The sequence below is a fragment of the Hahella chejuensis KCTC 2396 genome, from assembly GCF_000012985.1.
Taxonomy (GTDB): Bacteria; Pseudomonadota; Gammaproteobacteria; order Pseudomonadales; family Oleiphilaceae; genus Hahella; species Hahella chejuensis.
The window spans coordinates 4,565,555-4,584,749 of record NC_007645.1 but is presented as its reverse complement, the minus strand read 5'-3'; the positions used below and the strand labels follow the sequence as shown (position 1 = coordinate 4,584,749).

Here is a 19,195-nt window from a genome sequence, read left to right as displayed (position 1 = left end):
ACAGTTATTGATGCTTATTGTTGAGGAGAAAACAAGTGGATTCATTGCGCACAGAAGAAGAACAAATCGCCGCCATAAAAAACTGGTGGAAGGAAAACGGCAATGCGCTTTTGATTGGCATCGGCTTGGCTCTGGCTGCGATTTTTGGCTGGAAGGCCTATAACCAGAACGAACTGCAGAAGAAAGAAGAAGCGTCGCAGATGTATCAGGAGCTGGTGCAGGCTGCTGGCGCTGCGCAAATGGCTGATGACGAAAAATCTCAGGCTAACATTACTTTCCTGGCGACAGAGCTACAGTCCAAGTTTCCGGGCACCACTTACGCGCTCTATGCAAAGCTGTATGAAGCGCAGCAAGCGGTAGCGAAAAAGGATTTCGCTGGTGCGGAAACGGCACTGAAAGCGGTGGCGTCAGAAACTGAAGACGAGGCGCTCAAGCGCGTAGTGTCTTTGCGCCTGGCGCGCGTACTGGCGGCGCAGCAGAAATTTGATGATGCGTTGGCGGCCCTGAAAGCACAGAAGGGCGACGTTTTTTACTCTCACTTCCAAGAGCTCGCCGGAGACATTCTGAAGATGAAGGGGAGTCGCGCAGAAGCTAAAGCCGCCTATGAACAGGCGCTGGCTGACGCAAAAGAGCATGAGTTGCCGACTGAGCTATTGCAGATTAAGTTGAACGATTTGGCGGACGTATAAATCTATCATGAAGTTCCGAATTCAATGGCGCCCGTTAGGGGCGCTTTTTTTCGTTATGGCAGGGTTATTGAGCGGATGTGGCAGCGACGATGTGCGTCCTGATCCCGCTGAGCTGAAATCCTTCACGCCGGAAATAGAGCTGAAGCGCTTATGGTCTCGCTCCATCGGCGATGGACAGGATGAGCAGTTTTTGAAATTCGCGCCTTTTGTCGTTGATGACAAAGTATACGCTAACGACATTGACGGCGAAGTCTATGCGATGGAGCTGGAGAGCGGAAAACGCCTTTGGGATATCGACCTGGATGAGCCTTTGGTCGGCGGCGTGGGAGGCGACTATCGTAGAATTTTTGTCGCCACCCTGGACGGTGAGCTGTTGGCGTTAAATCGGGACAATGGGGAAGTTCTGTGGCGCGCGTCCACTTCCAGTGAAGTGCTGGCGCCGGCTGTGTCCGGTTCAGGCAAGGCCATTGTGCAGACACTGGATGGTAAATTAGCCGCCTATGACGTAGAAGATGGCAAGAAGTTATGGGAATTCGCCAGCAATGAACCTGCATTGACTCTACGGGGCTCCTCGAAGCCGGTATTGTTGCAGGACGGCGTCATTTCCGGTATGGCGAACGGCTCCGTTGTCGCCGTCAGCGTCGACGATGGTCAGCTATACTGGGAGCAACGTGTTGCTACGCCGAAAGGGCGTACTGAGCTTGAGCGTCTCGTGGATATTGACGGCGATGTATTGGTGCAGGACGGCGCACTGTTCGCTGTCTCTTATCAGGGCCAGCTGTCGCGTCTGAGTCCGATGAATGGCAAGGAAGAATGGTCCATGCCTATGTCCAGCTATGTGACGCCAGGCATTGGATTCACCAATATCTATGTTTCCACGACCGAAGGAGATGTGGTCGCCATAGACAGAAATTCCAAAAAGGAAATCTGGCGTCAGTCTGATTTGTCCTACCGTGAGCTGTCTTCTCCTGTTGTTTGGGGGAATTACTTGGCGGTGGGCGATTTGGAAGGCTACGTGCATATATTGTCGCAAGTAGATGGCCGCATGCTGGCGCGGATTCATCCTGCTGGCGAGCCCATACACGCCGCTCCGCTGATTTATGGTAATCATCTGATTATTCTGGGCAGTGACGGCGACTTGAGCGTCTGGGACATTAAGTGATTTGGACGCGCGACGGTTTAAGTCGCGTTTCTTGTATAAGTTGTAACCGTATTATTTAGAGATATCCGCGATCATGAAACCGGTAATCGCCCTCGTGGGGCGGCCAAATGTTGGCAAGTCCACGCTGTTTAATCGCATGACCCGCAGTCGTGACGCTATCGTCGCTAACCTGCCGGGCCTGACCCGCGACCGTAAATACGGCGAAGGCGAGTTGGAAGGCAAGCACTATATTGTCGTTGATACCGGGGGGATTACCGGGGAAGAGCAAGGCATAGACGCGGCCATGGCGGGGCAGTCATTCACCGCCATGAACGAGGCGGATGTAGTGTTGTTTGTGGTGGACGCGCAAGCAGGCGTTACGCCCGCTGACGAAATGATCGCCAAAGAACTGCGCGTACGCGGCAAGCCCACCATTTTAGTGGTGAACAAAATTGATGGCATGCAGCCGGAAGTGGCGGCGGCGGACTTTTTTGCGATGGGCTTTCAGGAGTACATGTACACCGCTGCTGCGCATAACCGCGGCGTGCGTTCATTGCTGGAAAAAGCGTTAGAGCCGTTTCCAGAGCAAGAGCCGCTGGAAGGCGAAGATGATTCCGGTATACGTATCGGCATCATAGGCCGTCCCAACGTTGGTAAATCAACGCTGGTGAATCGCTTGTTGGGTGAAGATCGCGTTGTGGTGTTCGACCAGCCCGGCACTACCCGGGATTCTGTCTATATCCCGTATGAGCGATTGGGCGAGCGTTATACTCTGATTGACACGGCAGGGGTGCGCCGGCGTAAAAATGTCAGCGAAGCGGTGGAAAAATTCTCCATAGTGAAGACCTTGCAGGCGATCAAGGACGCGCATGTGGTTGTGTTGGTCCTGGACGCCCGCGAAGGCATTGTTGACCAGGATTTGCATTTGCTCGGTTTCGCTATTGAAGCCGGACGCGCTCTGGTTCTGGCGATCAATAAGTGGGACGGTATGTCCCAGGACGACAAGGACGAGGTGCGGCGCGAGATCGATCGACGCATGGGGTTTGTGGAGTACGCCCAGATCCATTTTATCTCTGCGTTGCACGGCACTGGCGTCGGGCATTTGTACGAGTCTGTGCATGAGTGCTTCGACAGCGCCATGGCGAAGTGGTCCACCAATCAGTTGACCACCCTGCTGGAGGACGCTGTTTCCCAGCATCAGCCTCCAATGGTGAATGGACGCCGCATCAAGTTGCGTTATGCGCACCAAGGCGGCTCGAATCCTCCTCTGATAATTGTGCATGGCAACCAGACTGACGCTCTGCCAAACAGCTATAAGCGCTATCTGGAGAACACTTTCCGCAAAGTTTTAAAAGTGGTCGGTACGCCGATACGTTTTGAGTTCCGTAGCGGCGAGAACCCCTTTGCAGGCAAAAAGAATAAGCTGTCGCCGCGACAACAGAAGAAAAAAGAGCGCTTGATGAAGCACGTTAAGAAGCTCAAGCATAAGCAGAAACGCAAAAAGTCCCGCTAATACCGTTTCTTGCGTATAAACGCCGCCGGGGTTCCGGCGGCGATAATCCTAGCTTTCCAACACTTCCGTATTCTGAGTCGCCTGCACAGCCGTCAGCGCAATAGTGTAGACGATGTCCTCCACCAGTGCGCCGCGGGACAAGTCATTAACAGGCTTCTTCAAGCCCTGTAACATCGGGCCCATACTGATGACATTTGCGCTACGTTGCACTGCTTTGTAGGTGGTGTTGCCGGTATTCAGATCTGGGAACACAAATACCGTCGCCTTACCCGCTACTTTACTGTCGGGAGCTTTGGTTTTGGCGACGTCTTCGATCGCGGCGGCGTCATACTGCAATGGTCCATCCAACAATAAGTCCGGGCGTTTCTCATGGGCGAGTTTGGTCGCTGCGCGGACTTTGTCCACATCGCTGCCAGTTCCAGAGTCGCCAGTACTGTAGCTGAGCATCGCCACACGGGGCTCGATCCCGAAGAGGACGGCAGAATCCGCGCATTGCAGCGCAATATCTGCGAGTTCTTCCGCATCCGGGTCCGGATTGATAGCGCAATCGCCATAAACCAGCACCTGTTCCGGCAGGCACATGAAGAATACCGAGGAGACAATACGGCATCCTTTGCGGGCTTTGATAAGTTGCAGGGCGGGGCGCACGGTATTGGCGGTGGTGTGTACGGCGCCGGATACCAGTCCGTCCACTTCGCCAAGCGCCAGCATCATGGTGGCGAGCACAACATTATCTTCCAGTTGCGCCTCCGCCATTTGTGGCGTCAATCCTTTGTGCCTGCGTAACTCCACCATGGGAGAAATATACTTCTCCCTGACTTGATCCGGTTCGATGATCTGAATGGCGTCTGGCAATTGCACGCCCTGAGCCTCAGCGACGGCCAGAATTTCCTGACGCTTGCCTACCAGAATACATTTTGCAATGCCGCGGTCATGGCAAATGGTGGCGGCCTGTATGGTTCGCGGTTCATTTCCTTCGGGAAGAATAATGGTCTTATTGGCTTCCTTCGCCCGCTTCGATAATTGATAGCGGAACGCCGCCGGCGACATGCGGGGCTTGCGCGGCAGGCTCACGGATTGCTTGAGCCATTCAGGGTCAATATGGGCGGACACGCTGGCGATAACGGACTCGATACGCTCCATGTCGTCCAGCGGCACTTCGGTATCCATGCGCGACACCATGCTGGCGGTGACATAGGTGTCCTTACGGGTGCTCAGAACGGGAAGGCCGGTATCCAGGGCCGACTGGCATAACTTCAGCGTGCGCGGGTCCGGCTTCAAGCCGCCAGTCAGCAATAGGCCCGCCAAGGGAACGCCGGTCAGGGCGGCGGCGCAACTGGTGACGAAAATATCTTCACGATCTCCTGGCGTGATGATCAAGGCGCCCGGTTTCAGGCGGTTAACCATATTGGGTATGGTGCGGGCGCACACGGTCGTATGGAGCACCCTGCGCTGCTTGGATTTGCCTTCGTTCAAATACTCCGCTTCCAACTCCTCAACAATGTCTGAGGTTCTGGGCGCTACCAGGTCGGCGCGCCAGGGAATGCTGGCGATGAGGCGAAAATGAGATTGACGGAATACTTTGCACTCTTTTCCATAGTCATGCCTTTCGGCTGAAGTCTTGTCTTCATCGGCGTCGTCGCTAAAGGGCGGCTCGTCGCCATGGGGGGCGTGCACTTTATTAAGCACGCAACCGACGACATCAGGATCGGACGGGTCTGCAAACAGTCGGGAGGCGAGAGAAAGGTGATCATCCAGGTCTTGTGGGGGCATGCCGTCAGGGGCGGCGACCAGGATGACTTCGGCGTCCAGGTTGCGCGCCACTTCGACATTCAGACGGGCGGAATAGTCATCGCCGGGTGGGGGCGCGACGCCTTCAACGATGACGACATCCGCCTCCGTATCCACTTTGTGAAATAGCGCGATGGTTTGTTCCATCAGCAGGGGCGTTTGCTGCTGGCTCATCAGGTTGTGGGCGTGGCGCAAGGACATTGGGTCCGGGACGGTTAAGCCCATTTTTTCCCGGGTGAATATGATTGAGCGATCCGTTTCATGATGATTATCGCGGGGTTGTGCGAATGGTTTGAAGAACGCGACGCGCAGCCCTACGCTGTCGTAGGCCCTGATTAAGCCAAGGCAGACGGAGGTCAAGCCTACCGACACGGAGGCGGGGGCGATAAAGAGAACTTTGGCCACGATGATTCCTCTTGGTTAGGGCGGTGAAAATAAGATGACGTCTACTGCGATTATTTACGGCGCCTAATCAACGCCAGGGTGTCCCGGGCGATAAGAAGCTCCTCGTTGGTGGGAACGACCATGATATTCAGCGAGTCGTCCTTGGATATGCGTCTCTGGTTTTCCTCTCCGTGGCGGCGGTTCGCCTCTTCATCCATGTAGACGCCCAGGGGCTTGAGCCAGGCGCATGCCCTGGCGCGTATCGGCGCAGCATTTTCGCCTATGCCCCCAGTGAAAATAACGGCGTCCAGCGGCGCTGTCGCCAGATAGTAGCCAGCGATCATTTTCGCCAGCCGGTAGCAGAAAATTTCGATCGCCAGGGCGGCCTGATGATGACCTTCTTCACTAAGACGCAGCAGCTCACGCATATCATTGCTGACTTCTGAGACGCCAAGCAGTCCGCTCTCCTTGTTGAGCATGTGCGATAGTTGATCAGGCGTGTAATTCAATGTTTGCGTCAAATGCAGAATCAGGCCAGGATCGAGATCGCCGCAGCGGGAACCCATCACCAAGCCTTCCAATGGCGTCAGTCCCATGCTGGTGTCGACCGAGACGCCGCCTTTAATGGCTGTGGCGCTGCAGCCATTTCCGAGATGGACACTGATAAAATTACAGTCCTTTAGCGGCTTGCCAAGCAGGTCGGCTGCGCGTCCTGCGACAAAACGATGGCTGGAGCCGTGAAATCCATAGCGTCTTACTCCGTGCGCCCGATACAGTTCGTAGGGGAGGGCGTAGGTATATGCGTAATCCGGCAGGGTTTGATGAAAAGAGGTGTCGAATACCGCCACTTGGGATAAGTCCGGGTATTTTCGCGCAATCGCTTTGATGCCCAGCAAGTTGACGGGGTTATGTAAGGGCGCAAGCTTGGCGCACTGCTCAATTTTGGCGATAACCTGCTCGTCAATGGTGGCCGAATCGCGAAAGGTCTCGCCGCCATGCACAACTCGGTGTCCGACGCCCGTCAGGTCTGTGGCGTCGACGCCATGCTCATGCATAGCTTGGAACAGTTGGTCGATGACGCGTGCATGGTCTGCGTCGGGGCAAGGTTGGCGTTTGTCTTCTTCGTTACGCCAGCGCATACGAAAATCGGCGTTGGCGGAGCCCAGGCGTTCGGCGATGCCGATGAGTAGAGGAGCATCTTGCTCGGGGTCGATAATAGCGAACTTGAGTGAGGAACTTCCACTGTTCAACACCAGAATAAGTTTTCCTGTCATACCTGCCTTGGATGCTTGTTTTCCGGTGACTAAAAGTCGGGGTGATGATATGCCCCTCAAGTATGGCTCATGATGACGACTGGCGCCTCTGAGCACAAGGGGCGTTTACGTGGCGTAGGCGCGCCGGTTTTCCGATATCCAATTGCAGAAGTCGCTCTCCGCCACTGGCCGGTTGTAATAATAACCCTGTGCGTAGTCGCAACCTTTGGCGCGTAAGAATTGCATTTGCGCGACATCTTCCACACCTTCGCCTATGACCTTGAGACCCAGGCTGTGAGCCATAGTGATGATCGCCGTCACCAGCGCCGCGTCCTCCGCTTCGGTGTTTACATCCTTGACGAAGGAACGGTCAATTTTGAGAGAGTCGAATGGGTAACTCTTCAGGTAACTGAGCGCCGAATAGCCGGTGCCGAAGTCGTCTACGGACAGTTTCACGCCCATTGCATCCAGCTTGTGCAGTATTTCAAAGGTTTCGATAGAGTCATCCAGCAGCAGTCTTTCCGTGATTTCCAATTCCAGATACTCGCCCGCCAGATCGTTGACCTCCAACGCTTTCATCACCGTATCGATGAATTTGACGTCGCGGAACTGGCGTGGAGAGACGTTGACGGCGATCGTCAGCTTCAGTCCCGTATCCTCATGCCATTTTTTGACGTCGCGACAAGCGGTATGCAGCACCCACTCGCCGATGGAGGTGATCAGGCCTGTTTCCTCCGCCAGTGGAATGAATTTGTCCGGCGCCACCAGCCCCAGCAAGGGATTGTCCCAGCGGATCAACGCTTCTGCGCCAACCAACTGGCCGTTGGCGGTTTCTACAATGGGCTGGTAATACAGCAGTAATTCGTCTTGTTCAATTGCTTTACGCAATTGCGTTTCCAGTTTGAGACGTTCTCTGGACTGCTGGTTGAGGTCCGGAGTGAAGCGGTGGTAGGCGCTCTTGCCTTTGTGCTTGGCCTGATACATCGCTGCGTCAGCCTGTTGTAGCAAGGTGCTGGAGTTTTCGCTATCCGTTGGATAAATGGCGATGCCGATGCTGGTGCTGACGAATATTTCCTGATTGTTGAGCAGGAATGGCGAAGAGAACGCCTGCAGAATGCGCGCGGCCACCAGTTCAGAATCCTCAGGGGATTCCAGCGACGGCAGAATGATCAGGAACTCGTCTCCTCCCAAACGGGCCACCGTACTGTTGCCGCGCAGAGAGGACGCGATTCGGCGCGAGGCCTCGATCAACAGCGTGTCGCCGTTATCGTGGCCAAGCGTGTCGTTGATATGTTTGAAGTTATCAAGATCCAGGAACATCAAGCCAACCTGGGATTTATCCCGGCGCGATTGCGCCAGCGCCAATTTGAGGCGATCCAGCGCCAGCATGCGGTTTGGCAGGCCGGTAAGCAGGTCGTAATTGGCTTGTCGCAGCAATTGTTGCTCGTAACGTTTCCGGACGCTGATGTCTTCGCCCAGAATCAGATACTGTGACGACTCGCCATCGGTGTCCCGGATGGGGGTGATCACCACTTGCTCCCAAAACTTTTCGCCGCCGTGGCGGGTGCTGTGCATTTCCCCTTGCCACATGCCAGCGCGCTCCACCTGAATCTCTATATTGTGCCAGAGCTGCTCGTTCTGAGACTCATCCGGACTGATATGCGTCAGGGTTTTGGGATGCTTGCCAATGATGGAGTTCAGATTGTGTCCGGTCAGCTGGCTGAATTTCTGGTTGGCGTAGGTGATCTTCCAGCGCTTGTCGCAGATCAGCACGGAAGAGGGACTTTGTTCTATGGCCAGCGACAGCTTGCGAATCTCCGCTGCGTCCTGCTTCTGCTTCTCTATGTCGTTGAGAAGGGTGAGGCGCATTTCGTTAATGGCGTCCGTGACTCGTTGTAGCTCATCCGGCGGTTGGCTGCTCTTGTATGAACGGTCCAGGGCTAAAGGCGTGTCTAATTGATGGATATTGAGACCGCGGGCGTAGTTGGCCATTTTGGACAGATGGCGAGTCACCAAATACTGAAATATCCATAAAATCAGCACGGAAATGAAAAAAGTCTTGAACGCCTGAGTCGTCATGATGACGAAGATGCGCTGACGCAGCTGACGGTAGATATCGTCAAGGCTTGCGGTAATGGTCAGCTCTCCCAGTTCGTAAAGATCGTCGGAAGAGTGCTGTAGTTTGATTTTGTGCTTGATGGTGGGAATCCGCGGTGGGATCTCGCCCATCTCAATTTCCGAGTCTGGATAAATTTGCAGGTGCAGGTGCACGATGTCGGGAAGGTTTAATATGCCCTGCATTTGCACGCGCAGCAGTTTTTGGTCGAGAGACCACAGGCTGCGCGCCAGAGAGGACTGGTAACTGGTTTCGATCAGGTTCATGCGCTGATCGACCAACGAAACGTCTTTCCGGTAGTCCGCATACACCTGGATGCCTGTGGCGAACAGCGTAAACAGGGAGCTACACACAAGGATGTAGCCCAACATGCGAAAAGAAAGCGGAGAGGTCTCGCGAAAATTCCAGACTTTGCGAAACAGGTTACTCATTATTCGCGGGTGCTCTTTTCTTCTTTCATGTAGGTAAAAAAGCAGCTCAAAGTCTTTTCATGGCGCAATAGACCGGCAGCATTGGAATATATTAAACATTATAAACTTAGCCTAGCTTTCCACCTCGCGCAAAGCGTCAAACAAGGCAAAATCGGTTTATTGGCCCAGGTTGTAATTGATCTGTTCAAAATATGATCACTCTGTGCAATACTTAGAGATGGAGGTGCGTTCTATGGCTGATAATACTGTAAACAGTTTGGCGACCGGTTCTCTGCAGCAACTTGATGCAGGACGGACGCGAGAGCGTGAGCAAACCCGTCAGAATGTCGATAATGCGCAAACCCAGGCCCGGGATACTCCCGCCGTTGAGGTGGAGCTTTCTCAGGAGGGCCGGGAATTGAGTCTGGCCAACAGTCAGCAGATTAACGCTGCGACTGAGACAGAGCAAACTCAAGGCGCCGCTGAAAACGCCGCTTCTACGGCGAATTTGGCGGAAACGGAAGAGGATCAATCACCGCCTCCCCGTGAGAGCGCTGCGCAGACAACCCGGCAGTTTGATCGTACCGCTAACGAGGCGTTGGGCACCGTTATCGATATCCGATCCTGATGAGTTCCCGCTAACGCGGAATCGCACGGTGAACAACTCCCGTCGCTTAACCTGTTTGGAACAGGCGGCGGGCGTTTTCCGCCGTGTAGTTGCGTACGTCTTCTTCTGTCTCGCCGCGATACAGCGCCACTATACGAATCACTTCCCGTACAAACCATGGGAAATTGGTGTTATTGCGTGGACGCAGTTTAATGCTTCTTGGCATAAGAAACGGGCTGTCTGTTTCAACGAGCAGCCTGTCGCGGGGAATCTCTTTTACCAAATTCACCAGATCGCCTGCTCTGCGTTCATCGCATATCCAGCCCGTGACGCCAATGTGCAGTCCCAGGTCGAGATAACCAAAGAGCGCCTCTCGGGTTCCTGTGAAACAATGCGTAACGCCGTGCTCGAAGCAACTCCGGTGCGCCTTAAGTATCTCCATTTGTCGTGTGTATGCGTCTCTTTCATGGAGATAAAGCGGTTTCTGGAAATCGCGATTTAAATCAAGCTGAGCAGTAAATGCCCACTCTTGGTCTTCGGGGGTGGAAAAGTTGCGATTAAAATCCAGTCCCATTTCACCCAAGGCGACCACATGCGGCTGCTGGAGCAGGGACTTCAGGGTTTTCAGGCCCTCCTGATCCAGGGTTTTCGCGTCGTGAGGATGCACGCCTGCGGTGGCGAAGACATAACCAGGGTGATCTGCGGCGATCTTTGCTGAGGCGAGGCTTTCTTTGACGCTGGTTCCAATGGCGACCATTCCCGCAACGCCGTGGTTGCGGCTGTCGTCCAGTAATTGCTGTAACTTTCCTTTATAGCGGCCATTGGTCAAGTTGACGCCGATATCAAACATGCTTAATGAAATCCTTCAGATCAAAGCGCCCATATTAAGCGCCGACGGAGGATTTTTCCATGTATGAAAATGGCTTGGGGCAGGGCTGTTCAGGATCGGAATACAGATTGTTCGCTGGCCCAAAAAATCGCCTGTCGGTAGGCTGCGCTGATTTCCCCCCCAGTGAGGCTCATCTTTTCCAGCAGGTTCCAATGGATAATGTCCAGCTTGCAGCGTTCGTATTGTAAAGTGGTGTGTAACGCCAATCCCGGCTTGCCCTTCATCTTGACCAGCGCGTCACTGACTCTCTCGGAGAGAGGGAGCTTGTTGAGGATCTCTTCCATGGGCATGTCAAAAAAAGCCTCCAGGCAGGAAAACAAACCGACAGTGAAGTAAAGATCGGCGGCTTTGGGTTCCATCGTTTGTGCGATCAGCTCGCACATGCGGGCCCGTATCAACGCAATGGTGATCAGCGCTTTGGGTTTGTCCTCTATATTGGACAGAGCCAGCAGCGTCGCCCAGGATTTAATGCGGCTGATGCCCAGCAGCATGACCGCCATATGAATGGATTCAATCGTGCGCGGACGCCGGTAGGCGGCGGAGTTGACCAGCTGCAGCAGCTTTACGCTTAAAGAAGGGTCGCTGGTGATGGTTTTGATGATCTGGTCTATGGATAACGCGGGGTTTTGCACTTTGGCGATCAACTCCATCACCGCCATTCGGTTATGCGCCAGTTTGCGTCCGGTGACGATTTCCGGTTTGCTGAAGAAATACCCTTGAAACAGGTCGCATCCCAAGTCGCGGCAATATTCAAACTCCTCATGGGTCTCCACTTTTTCCGCCAGCAGAGTGATATTCAGTCCTTTTAGATGCTTGACCGTCTGCTCCAGCCTTTCCTTGGGAATAGCCGGAATTTCGAGCTTAACGATAGAAACATACGGCAAAAGCTCATCGTACTTGGTGTCTGGGATATAGTCGTCAAGGGCGAGAGTGAAGCCATTTTTGCCGAGGCGGATGATCGCCGTCACGATCTCATCGGTTAGCTCAATGGTCTCAAGTATCTCAATGACCAGAAGCTCTTTCGAGAAGGGTGGCGGATGCATTAATAGCGTTTCAGTGAAGTTTACAAACGCTTTCGCGCCGCCGGTTACCTCTGCGATAGGTATTTCTGTAAAGGCGTTGAGCAAAACTTGAGAGGTGGCCGCGTTGCCGTCGAATTCAGCAGGCTGCTCATTTGAACGAAACAACAGTTCATAAGCTACTATCTCTTTTGTTGCGTTAACGATTGGCTGGCGCGCCAGAAGAATCTGCTCAACGGTCATTCATCGCTCCCAAAGCGGGTACGTCAGAAAACAGGGAAACCTAATTGAAGTGTAGACTAAATGCCGCTACGGCTGCGTAAATTTACCCGCCCCTGTCGCTGCAATGGGAGGCTGTTCGCACAGAAGAACAGGGATATGACCGAAAAGTGAAATAAAATCGCCCCCTCATGAAAAAATTAGAAATTAGTGTTTGACAGGTATGGGTGGCTTCCATAGAATGCGCGCCATCTCACCGAGATGGTGTTCCGTCCCCTTCGTCTAGAGGCCTAGGACACCGCCCTTTCACGGCGGTAACAGGGGTTCGAATCCCCTAGGGGACGCCATTTTCTGAAGCCCCGCATCGCAAGGTGCGGGGCTTTTTTGCGCCCTTTCAAAAGGCCTGCTTTTTTCTTCTGAAGTTTCCTCTCATACGCTAATTCTATTTTGCTATAGCGAAACCCATTTTTTGTTAATCATTAAGGTTGCTATACAACATTCGCGCTTGTTATTAATCCCGCGGCTAGCCGCCGCGCAGGCCCATCCGTGCGCCTGATTATTAACATGCCAATATCATTGCCATGCTAATGCTACGATTAGGGTTTGACATGTGTGAGCGGCTTCCATAGAATGCGCGCCATCTCACCGAGATGGTGTTCCGTCCCCTTCGTCTAGAGGCCTAGGACACCGCCCTTTCACGGCGGTAACAGGGGTTCGAATCCCCTAGGGGACGCCATTTTCTGAAGCCCTGCATCGCAAGATGCGGGGTTTTTTGTGTCCTTTCCAAAAGATCTGTCTTCCTCTCCTCTCGAAAATAGCCACTTACGAGCTATGTTTCTTTGTTATGCAAGCGTCTGCCAACAGTCGGCAAAGAGTTGGATTAGCTTGTATCGAGTGGCGCTTCCTATTTGGCGAGGCGTACGCCGACTTCCCGACGCACTTACGGCTTTCGCCGGGGAACGTCTGGCTTCCTTATTGAGCGCTATTCTTTTATTGCCGGTTGTGGCTTGACCCGGCGATCAGTCTGATCATTGTCGCCATTATCCTGTTTGGGACCTGGGGTGGGGTTGCGGGACTCGCTCAATCTCGCCATGGGTAAAGCGCCATTTCATATCAATCCTGATGACGTGGAGGCGGAGCGTCCTGTCATCTGGCTCATCCCGGTAGCTGGTAACCTTCGCTGACCTTATCTGTCTTCACTCGTAAGGTCTAGGCCAATGAGGTTCGCCTACAAGTCCTAGCTTATTTGGGTGATATTCATCCTCTCTGACCAGTGATAAGTTCTTCCGTATCACGACGGCGTCCCGACTGCGCGAGTGTTGTTATGTGTTCTTGCGGCAGATTTCCGAGTGCATTCCCCCGTTCACTTAGGTCATCTGCCTGCTTTGAATCATGATATGAAAGCGCTTTCATAAATATAGGTGTGACGCACGTCGCAAAGTTTTGATTTAAAAGATTTTTGGTCCTGTACCCCAAGCCTCCCGACGGGGAGGCGTCGTTATTTCGGGTACAGGCTGTGCGCACTGATCAGGAGTCAATCGACAATGAAAAAAACACAACTATTAGTTTGGGGCGCGGTAATCGGCGGTTTATGCGCTGTGACCTACCAATTCATGCCAGGCGGAGAAAGCGCGACGATGGCGCAGGAGCAACAGGCCGCCGCCGGCGCTAAGAACTCCTCCACGACGGAACCTGCGCAATCTGTGCAATCCTCGCAACAAACCGCCTCTAAAACGGCGTCAGGCGCATCGAAGGGTTCTGAGCCGGAACTCCCTGAGTACGCCATGAACAACGAAGAATATCCCTCCATCGAATTCCGTATGACGGAAATCGAAGCCCGCCGGGACGGGCGCGCCTTTGATCAGGAAGAAGTCGTACGCGCCATGTGGGAACCCTCCGCCTGGAAGAGCGACGACAGTATCGCCGACCAATTGGAGCTTAGCGACGCGGATCGTTTCGATGGCCGGGAATTCATTCGTTTCAACCCGATGAAGCTGGAATCCCTGATGCCGGGAGATGAAATGGAGGTGCCTGTGCTGCCCCAGAACGCGACCTATCAGATGGTGGTGGAGCGGGTGGAGTCACACGGCGACGGCAATGTCACCTGGTATGGGCGTTTGAAGGATTTCGAACAGGATAACCAGGTTTCTTTTACCCGCGGCGAGAACCTCACATACGGCGGCGTCACCACGCCGGAAGGTCTGTATGTGGTGGAAGCGCGCGGCGACAAGGGATGGATTGTCAACAGCGGCACCTTGTTCAAAGGGGAGGACCTGCACATAGAGGTCCCCGAGCTGGCGGACGCCAATAAAGTGGATGAAGGATCGACTGCTCCAGATCAGAGCACCGACGGGCCTATTGCTCAGTAAGGATAAGCATTAGCGCCCGGGGTAGGAGGCCAGGTCGCACAGTGGCTGGCTAATAAAAACAGACAGAGAGAGTTATAACGATGAAAAGGAAATTAACCGGAAGTATGTCTAAATGGTTGTCCTGCTTGACTCTGGCGGCTGCTCCCCTGGGCGCGCAGGCTGTGACGGTGGATATCATGGTAGTGTACGACGCCTATTCCGCAGGACGCTTTGGCGGCGAGCCGACGACAGCTATTCGTAGCTGGGTGGATCAGGTTAACGCTATGTATCAAAACAGTCAGATAGACGTACAGCTGCGTTTGGTCGGCGCTTTCCCCCATGAAGAAAGCGGCTCCAGCATGGGAGAAGTGCTGGGCAATCTTCGGGTGGATAGTTGGGTTATTCAGAAGCGTGAGGAAGTCGGTGCGGATTACGTAACGCAAGTACATAAAACCGGTTCTTGCGGCGTTGCGTATGTCGCCGTACATAAGGATTGGGCGTTCAGCGTCACTGGTCCTGACTGCGGCCCTCAGGTATTCGCCCACGAAGTCGGTCACACCATGGGCCTTAACCACTCCCGTCGTCAAGGCGATCAAAGCGGTTCGCGTTATCGTTACGGTCTTGGTCATGGCGTTGACGGTGTTTTTGGCACCATTATGACTTATGAATGGCTGTTCAATGCGCCGAAAGTGGCTAAATTTTCCAATCCACGAGTGCAGTGCAACGGGCTTCCCTGCGGGGTGCCTGCGGGGCAGTCGCAAGAGGCGGATGCGGCCCAGGCCATCAACAATGTGCGTAATGAGATTGCTGCGTTCAAACCGACTAAAACCGATGGCGGTAACACTTCCGGCGACAAAGTGTCTGTATTCCAGCATTACAACTACGCGGGTTACAGCGCAGCTTTGGGCGAAGGCCAATATCGTCTGAGCGATTTGACCTCCCGCGGCGTACGCAATGACGACCTGTCTTCCGCTCGCGTGCCTTCCGGTATGGTGCTGGAGTTATATCAGCACGACAACTTCGGCGGCGCCAAAACAGTATATACCTCAGATGTCTCTGGATTCCCGCTATCCGGCGTGAATGACAGCACGTCTTCGATTATCGTCAAGAAGAGCAGCGGCGGCGGCCAGAATGGCGCACAACCGGTTGATAACGGCGTATACATGCTGCAGGCCAAACACTCTGGCAAGTGCGCAGATGTATATGGCGGCAAGCAGGAGGCCGGTACTCCTGTCATTCAGTGGAGCTGTCACCAAGGCAATAACCAGCGTTGGAACTTCACTCATATCAAAGACGGCTACTATGAAATCAAAGCGACGCATAGCGGCAAATGTCTGGATGTTTCCAATGCAAGCAGAAGCAACGGCGCGACGGTTCAGCAGTGGTCCTGTCATGGCGGCGCCGCTCAGCAATGGAAAGCGGTGGACAACGGCGACGGCGCCTTCCGTCTGGTGTCCGGCGTAAGCGGCAAAGTGCTTGACGTAAAAGAAATCTCAACCGCCAGCGGTATGGCTATCCATCAGTGGGATTGGGTTGGCGGCGATAATCAGCGCTGGTATCTGAAGCGCGTGAAATAAGCGCCATTCTTTGCAGATGCTGAACCTGTCCCCCCGGCGCGCTTTAGCGAGCGGCCGGGGGATTTTGGTGGCGGAGGGTTTCTAATGCTTGTCGCCATTTCTCATCCATGGTCTCAGCTTTCGATACAACTCCTTCCAGCTTCTCTCCGCCATGAGGGTAGCGAATATCGCACGGGATTGCTTTGCTTCCATAGATTTCTTGATCAATGTACTGCGCGCCGTTGTCAGATCGGCTGGCTACATAGTTTTCCGCAATCCACTTTTCTTTGGTGGTGGCGATCATGTTTAAAGTGATGCAGCGAATATCCAGAATCGGCGCGTCAAATGGATTGCCTTCGCCGGTATTCAGCCAAACGGGTTGTTGAAGAGAACGGGTGTCGAGATGCTCGGCTTCACTCTTTTTTACTGGCTTCTTGTTTGCGCCTTTGCGTTTAAAAAATCAAACATATTGATTGCCGCCGTTTATCCATAGGGACGTGAACAGGTCGCCGCCATTGATCTGCGATAGCGGCTTCTGACGCCTATTTTAAAACAACATATTAGCTTGGCGATAAAAGTCAAAGTTTTAACTGGAAAGCGGTGAATACTTATTATTTGTGACTGCCTGCTCAGTTTAACGACCATATTCACTTTTTGTAACGCTTTAGTTAATTGGCCTATATGGGGTGATATTTATAATTATGTTTTAAATCAATTGATTGTGGTTTGTGTAGGCTCTAAGTACTAGCTGGTTTAGGCGATGGTGGAATTAGTTGTCCAATGTTAAATTTTCCGCGCCGTTGACGTTCTTTCGAACTATCGTCTGTGATCCATTTCCCGTTTTCCACGCGGCGGATGCTTTGTCCGGATAATTAACGATGTACGTTATCGGAATACTCCCATAAATGGAGCAGGAAAGTTGGTATAAAAAATGAAAAACAGCCTCAAAAAAATTCTGGCCGCAGGCGTGCTTGCGACCGCCGCTTCCACTTCCCATGCCGCCACCGTCGATTTGATGGTGGTGTATGATTCTTATACTTCCAATTACTTCAAAGGCGACGTGAACACGGCTATCCGTAACTGGGTCAGCCAGGTGAACACCATGTTCGTCAACAGCCAGGTTGACGTTCAGTTGCGTCTGGTTGGCGCATACGCTCATGAAGAAACCGGTTCCAACATGACGGAAGTGTTGGGCAACCTGAGAGTGGACTCCTGGGTTAATCAAAAGCGTCAGGAAGTGGGCGCGGACTATGTAACCCAACTCCATCGTACCGGTTCCTGTGGCGTGGCCTATGTTGCAGTGGATCGCAACTGGTCGTACGGGGTGGTGGGGCCGAGCTGCGGACCGACGACTATGGCGCACGAGCTTGGGCACACCATGGGTCTGAATCACTCCCGACGTCAGGGCGACCAAAGCGGCTCGCGCTATCGTTACGGCGTTGGGCATGGCGTTGACGGTGTTTTCGGCACCATCATGACCTATGAGTGGTTATTTAACGCGCCGAAGGTTCCTAAGTTCTCCAACCCGAATCTGCAATGCAATGGCCTTCCATGCGGCGTGGCGGCAGGCTACTCCACCGAAGCGGACGCAGCGCGCGCAATCAATAATGTGCGAACTGAAATGGCGGGCTTCATGCCGACGAAAGTCGGTGGAGGCAACCCAGACGGGGGCGACAACAATAATGGCGGCGACAATAACGGCGCTTCCAATATTTACACCATGAAAGCCAAGAACTCCGGCAAATGCGCGGATGTCTACGGCGGCGATCGTCGCGATGGCGCATCCGTCATCCAGTGGAGCTGTCACGGCGGCAACAACCAGCGCTGGCAGTTCATTCATCTGGGCAACGGCGTTCATCAGATCAAATCCGTCAACAGCGGCAAGTGTCTGGATCTGTTCGGCGCCAGCCAATACAACGGCGCATACGCTGGTCAATGGACCTGTAACAACAGCAACAACCAGAAGTGGCAGGCGTTCAAGAACACGGATGGAACTTATCGTCTGATTGCCGTACACAGCGGCAAGGCGTTGGATGTGGACGCAGCAGGCGGAACCTATAACGGCGCAAGACTGCGTCAGTGGGATTGGGTAGGGGCGAACAACCAGCGTTGGATTATCACCAGCGCAGGCCAATAAGACTCACCTGACTCTGATTTGTTAGAAAAATCCCCGCTGAGGCGGGGATTTTTTTGTGTCCCCAAAAGAATCCGATACCTGTAACCGCTTAGTCCATAAAACGCGCCAGAATCAGCTCATTGATGTCTGCGACATGAGTGATAGGGGCCATATGTCCCCAGGGCGTTTGTTTGAATTCCAGATTGGGCAGGCTTTCCCGTAACCGCTCGCTGATGCGCCGAGAAGAGAGGGGGCTTTGTTCTCCCGCCATCAGGTAGGTGGAGAAGGTAAAGTCGGCGTAGTCCTCCAGGCGAGTGGGTTCCTCGATCAACGCTTTGAAATCCAGCGCCACTTTCCGGATTTGTCCGCTCAGGGCGTTGCGAATATCCGCAGGGTAGCGTTTGAATGCGCCAGGGCCGGACCAATAATCAATAAACTGCTGAGTAGCCCCCATCTCGTCGTTTTGCGCGATGGTTTCCTCTAACTTCTTCACCACTTCCGCAATTTCCAGAAAGGCGGGTTCCTCACGGGATAACAGATGGAAGGCGACAGGCTCGTAAATGGTCAGGCTGAGAACGCGCTCAGAATGCTGGGTTGCGAATCTCAATGCAGTCGCCGCCCCGTAGGAGTGGCCAACCACGTGCACCGGCGCTGAGTTCCCCACTGTTTGCGCCAATACGGCGACGACGCGTTCGACCTCATCCTGCAGACTGAAATGCTCCGCCAAGTGGGTCGGATAGGGCGCTTCGCCGTATCCCCACAAATCCACCGCAAGCGTTCTATAGTTATCCTGCAGCTGGCTGGTGAGCATTTTCCATTGCGCCTTGGAGCTCATGGAGCTGTGCAGTAGCAATATGGGCTGACCGTCGCCGCTAATCTTGTATCCAGTCAGAGACTGCATAATTACCTCGTATTTCAGCAATGTTTTATATTTATTTGTTCACAGGTTCTATCCATGAAATTTCCGCGTATATTACCTATCTGTAAGGAAAGATTGATAGGTAAAACATTATCCCCCGCGTATTACGTGTTACGGTAATTAATACATAGGATTTAGTCGGAAGTGCAGGTTTTTAAATGAATTTCCGAATTATTTCCAGGTCTGAGGACGCGGTTGAACGCGCTATGAACGGCATAAACATCG

General features: G+C 53.4%; 14 protein-coding genes and 2 tRNA genes. 9 read left to right on the top strand and 7 right to left on the bottom strand.

Annotated elements, in window-relative coordinates; translation table 11 throughout:
* The first annotated feature begins 35 nt into the window (after positions 1–35).
* The 3 genes from HCH_RS19900 (at position 36) to der (ending at position 3,343) form a co-directional block, all read left to right on the top strand.
* The gene (locus HCH_RS19900; RefSeq protein ID WP_011398225.1) at positions 36–689 is read left to right on the top strand and encodes a YfgM family protein; all 654 of its coding nucleotides are present in this window, start codon (positions 36–38) and stop codon (positions 687–689) included.
* A 7-nt stretch (positions 690–696) separates the two neighbouring features.
* Positions 697–1,851 carry an outer membrane protein assembly factor BamB gene (gene bamB / locus HCH_RS19895; RefSeq protein WP_011398224.1) on the top strand — a complete coding sequence of 385 codons (1,155 nt, stop codon included), beginning with the start codon at positions 697–699 and terminating at the stop codon, positions 1,849–1,851.
* A 73-nt stretch (positions 1,852–1,924) separates the two neighbouring features.
* Positions 1,925–3,343, top strand: a complete 1,419-nt coding sequence (der, locus tag HCH_RS19890) for a ribosome biogenesis GTPase Der (protein WP_011398223.1) — start codon at positions 1,925–1,927, stop codon at positions 3,341–3,343.
* Positions 3,344–3,391: 48 nt separating this feature from the next.
* Here der and pta read toward each other — a convergent pair whose 3' ends face one another.
* The 3 genes from pta to HCH_RS19875 form a co-directional block, all read right to left on the bottom strand.
* On the bottom strand, positions 3,392–5,539 hold the full coding sequence (pta, locus tag HCH_RS19885) for a phosphate acetyltransferase (protein WP_011398222.1): 2,148 nt from the start codon (positions 5,537–5,539) through the stop codon (positions 3,392–3,394).
* Between the two features lie 50 nt (positions 5,540–5,589).
* Positions 5,590–6,792: an acetate/propionate family kinase gene (locus tag HCH_RS19880; protein WP_041598818.1), complete on the bottom strand. Its 1,203-nt coding sequence runs from the start codon at positions 6,790–6,792 to the stop codon at positions 5,590–5,592.
* 105 nt (positions 6,793–6,897) lie between these two features.
* On the bottom strand, positions 6,898–9,318 hold the full coding sequence (locus HCH_RS19875; protein WP_011398220.1) for a bifunctional diguanylate cyclase/phosphodiesterase: 2,421 nt from the start codon (positions 9,316–9,318) through the stop codon (positions 6,898–6,900).
* A 232-nt stretch (positions 9,319–9,550) separates the two neighbouring features.
* Here HCH_RS19875 and HCH_RS19870 point away from each other — a divergent pair, with 232 nt between their 5' ends.
* Positions 9,551–9,925, top strand: coding sequence for a hypothetical protein (locus tag HCH_RS19870; RefSeq protein ID WP_011398218.1), 375 nt, complete (start codon positions 9,551–9,553; stop codon positions 9,923–9,925).
* A gap of 46 nt (positions 9,926–9,971) precedes the next feature.
* On the opposite strand, the gene HCH_RS19865 is transcribed toward HCH_RS19870, so the two are convergent.
* Both HCH_RS19865 and HCH_RS19860 read right to left on the bottom strand, forming a co-directional pair.
* The gene (locus tag HCH_RS19865) at positions 9,972–10,754 is read right to left on the bottom strand and encodes a TatD family hydrolase (RefSeq protein ID WP_011398217.1); all 783 of its coding nucleotides are present in this window, start codon (positions 10,752–10,754) and stop codon (positions 9,972–9,974) included.
* An 89-nt stretch (positions 10,755–10,843) separates the two neighbouring features.
* Positions 10,844–12,055: an EAL and HDOD domain-containing protein gene (locus tag HCH_RS19860; protein WP_011398215.1), complete on the bottom strand. Its 1,212-nt coding sequence runs from the start codon at positions 12,053–12,055 to the stop codon at positions 10,844–10,846.
* A gap of 247 nt (positions 12,056–12,302) precedes the next feature.
* Here HCH_RS19860 and HCH_RS19855 point away from each other — a divergent pair.
* From HCH_RS19855 to HCH_RS19840, 4 genes are all read left to right on the top strand, one after another.
* Positions 12,303–12,378, top strand: a tRNA-Glu gene (locus tag HCH_RS19855).
* 313 nt (positions 12,379–12,691) lie between these two features.
* Positions 12,692–12,767: transfer RNA gene (locus HCH_RS19850), tRNA-Glu, on the top strand.
* A gap of 808 nt (positions 12,768–13,575) precedes the next feature.
* The gene (locus tag HCH_RS19845) at positions 13,576–14,400 is read left to right on the top strand and encodes a hypothetical protein (RefSeq protein WP_011398213.1); all 825 of its coding nucleotides are present in this window, start codon (positions 13,576–13,578) and stop codon (positions 14,398–14,400) included.
* 104 nt (positions 14,401–14,504) lie between these two features.
* Positions 14,505–15,956 carry an RICIN domain-containing protein gene (locus HCH_RS19840; protein ID WP_049781023.1) on the top strand — a complete coding sequence of 484 codons (1,452 nt, stop codon included), beginning with the start codon at positions 14,505–14,507 and terminating at the stop codon, positions 15,954–15,956.
* Positions 15,957–15,999: 43 nt separating this feature from the next.
* Here the strand turns inward: HCH_RS19840 and HCH_RS19830 are convergent, their stop codons facing one another.
* Positions 16,000–16,239 carry a hypothetical protein gene (locus HCH_RS19830; RefSeq protein ID WP_011398211.1) on the bottom strand — a complete coding sequence of 80 codons (240 nt, stop codon included), beginning with the start codon at positions 16,237–16,239 and terminating at the stop codon, positions 16,000–16,002.
* A 627-nt stretch (positions 16,240–16,866) separates the two neighbouring features.
* Between HCH_RS19830 and HCH_RS32590 the strand changes: the two genes are divergently transcribed.
* Positions 16,867–18,072, top strand: coding sequence for an RICIN domain-containing protein (locus HCH_RS32590; RefSeq protein WP_011398210.1), 1,206 nt, complete (start codon positions 16,867–16,869; stop codon positions 18,070–18,072).
* A gap of 88 nt (positions 18,073–18,160) precedes the next feature.
* On the opposite strand, the gene HCH_RS19820 is transcribed toward HCH_RS32590, so the two are convergent.
* The gene (locus tag HCH_RS19820) at positions 18,161–18,952 is read right to left on the bottom strand and encodes an alpha/beta fold hydrolase (protein WP_011398209.1); all 792 of its coding nucleotides are present in this window, start codon (positions 18,950–18,952) and stop codon (positions 18,161–18,163) included.
* Positions 18,953–19,195: the final 243 nt, after the last annotated feature.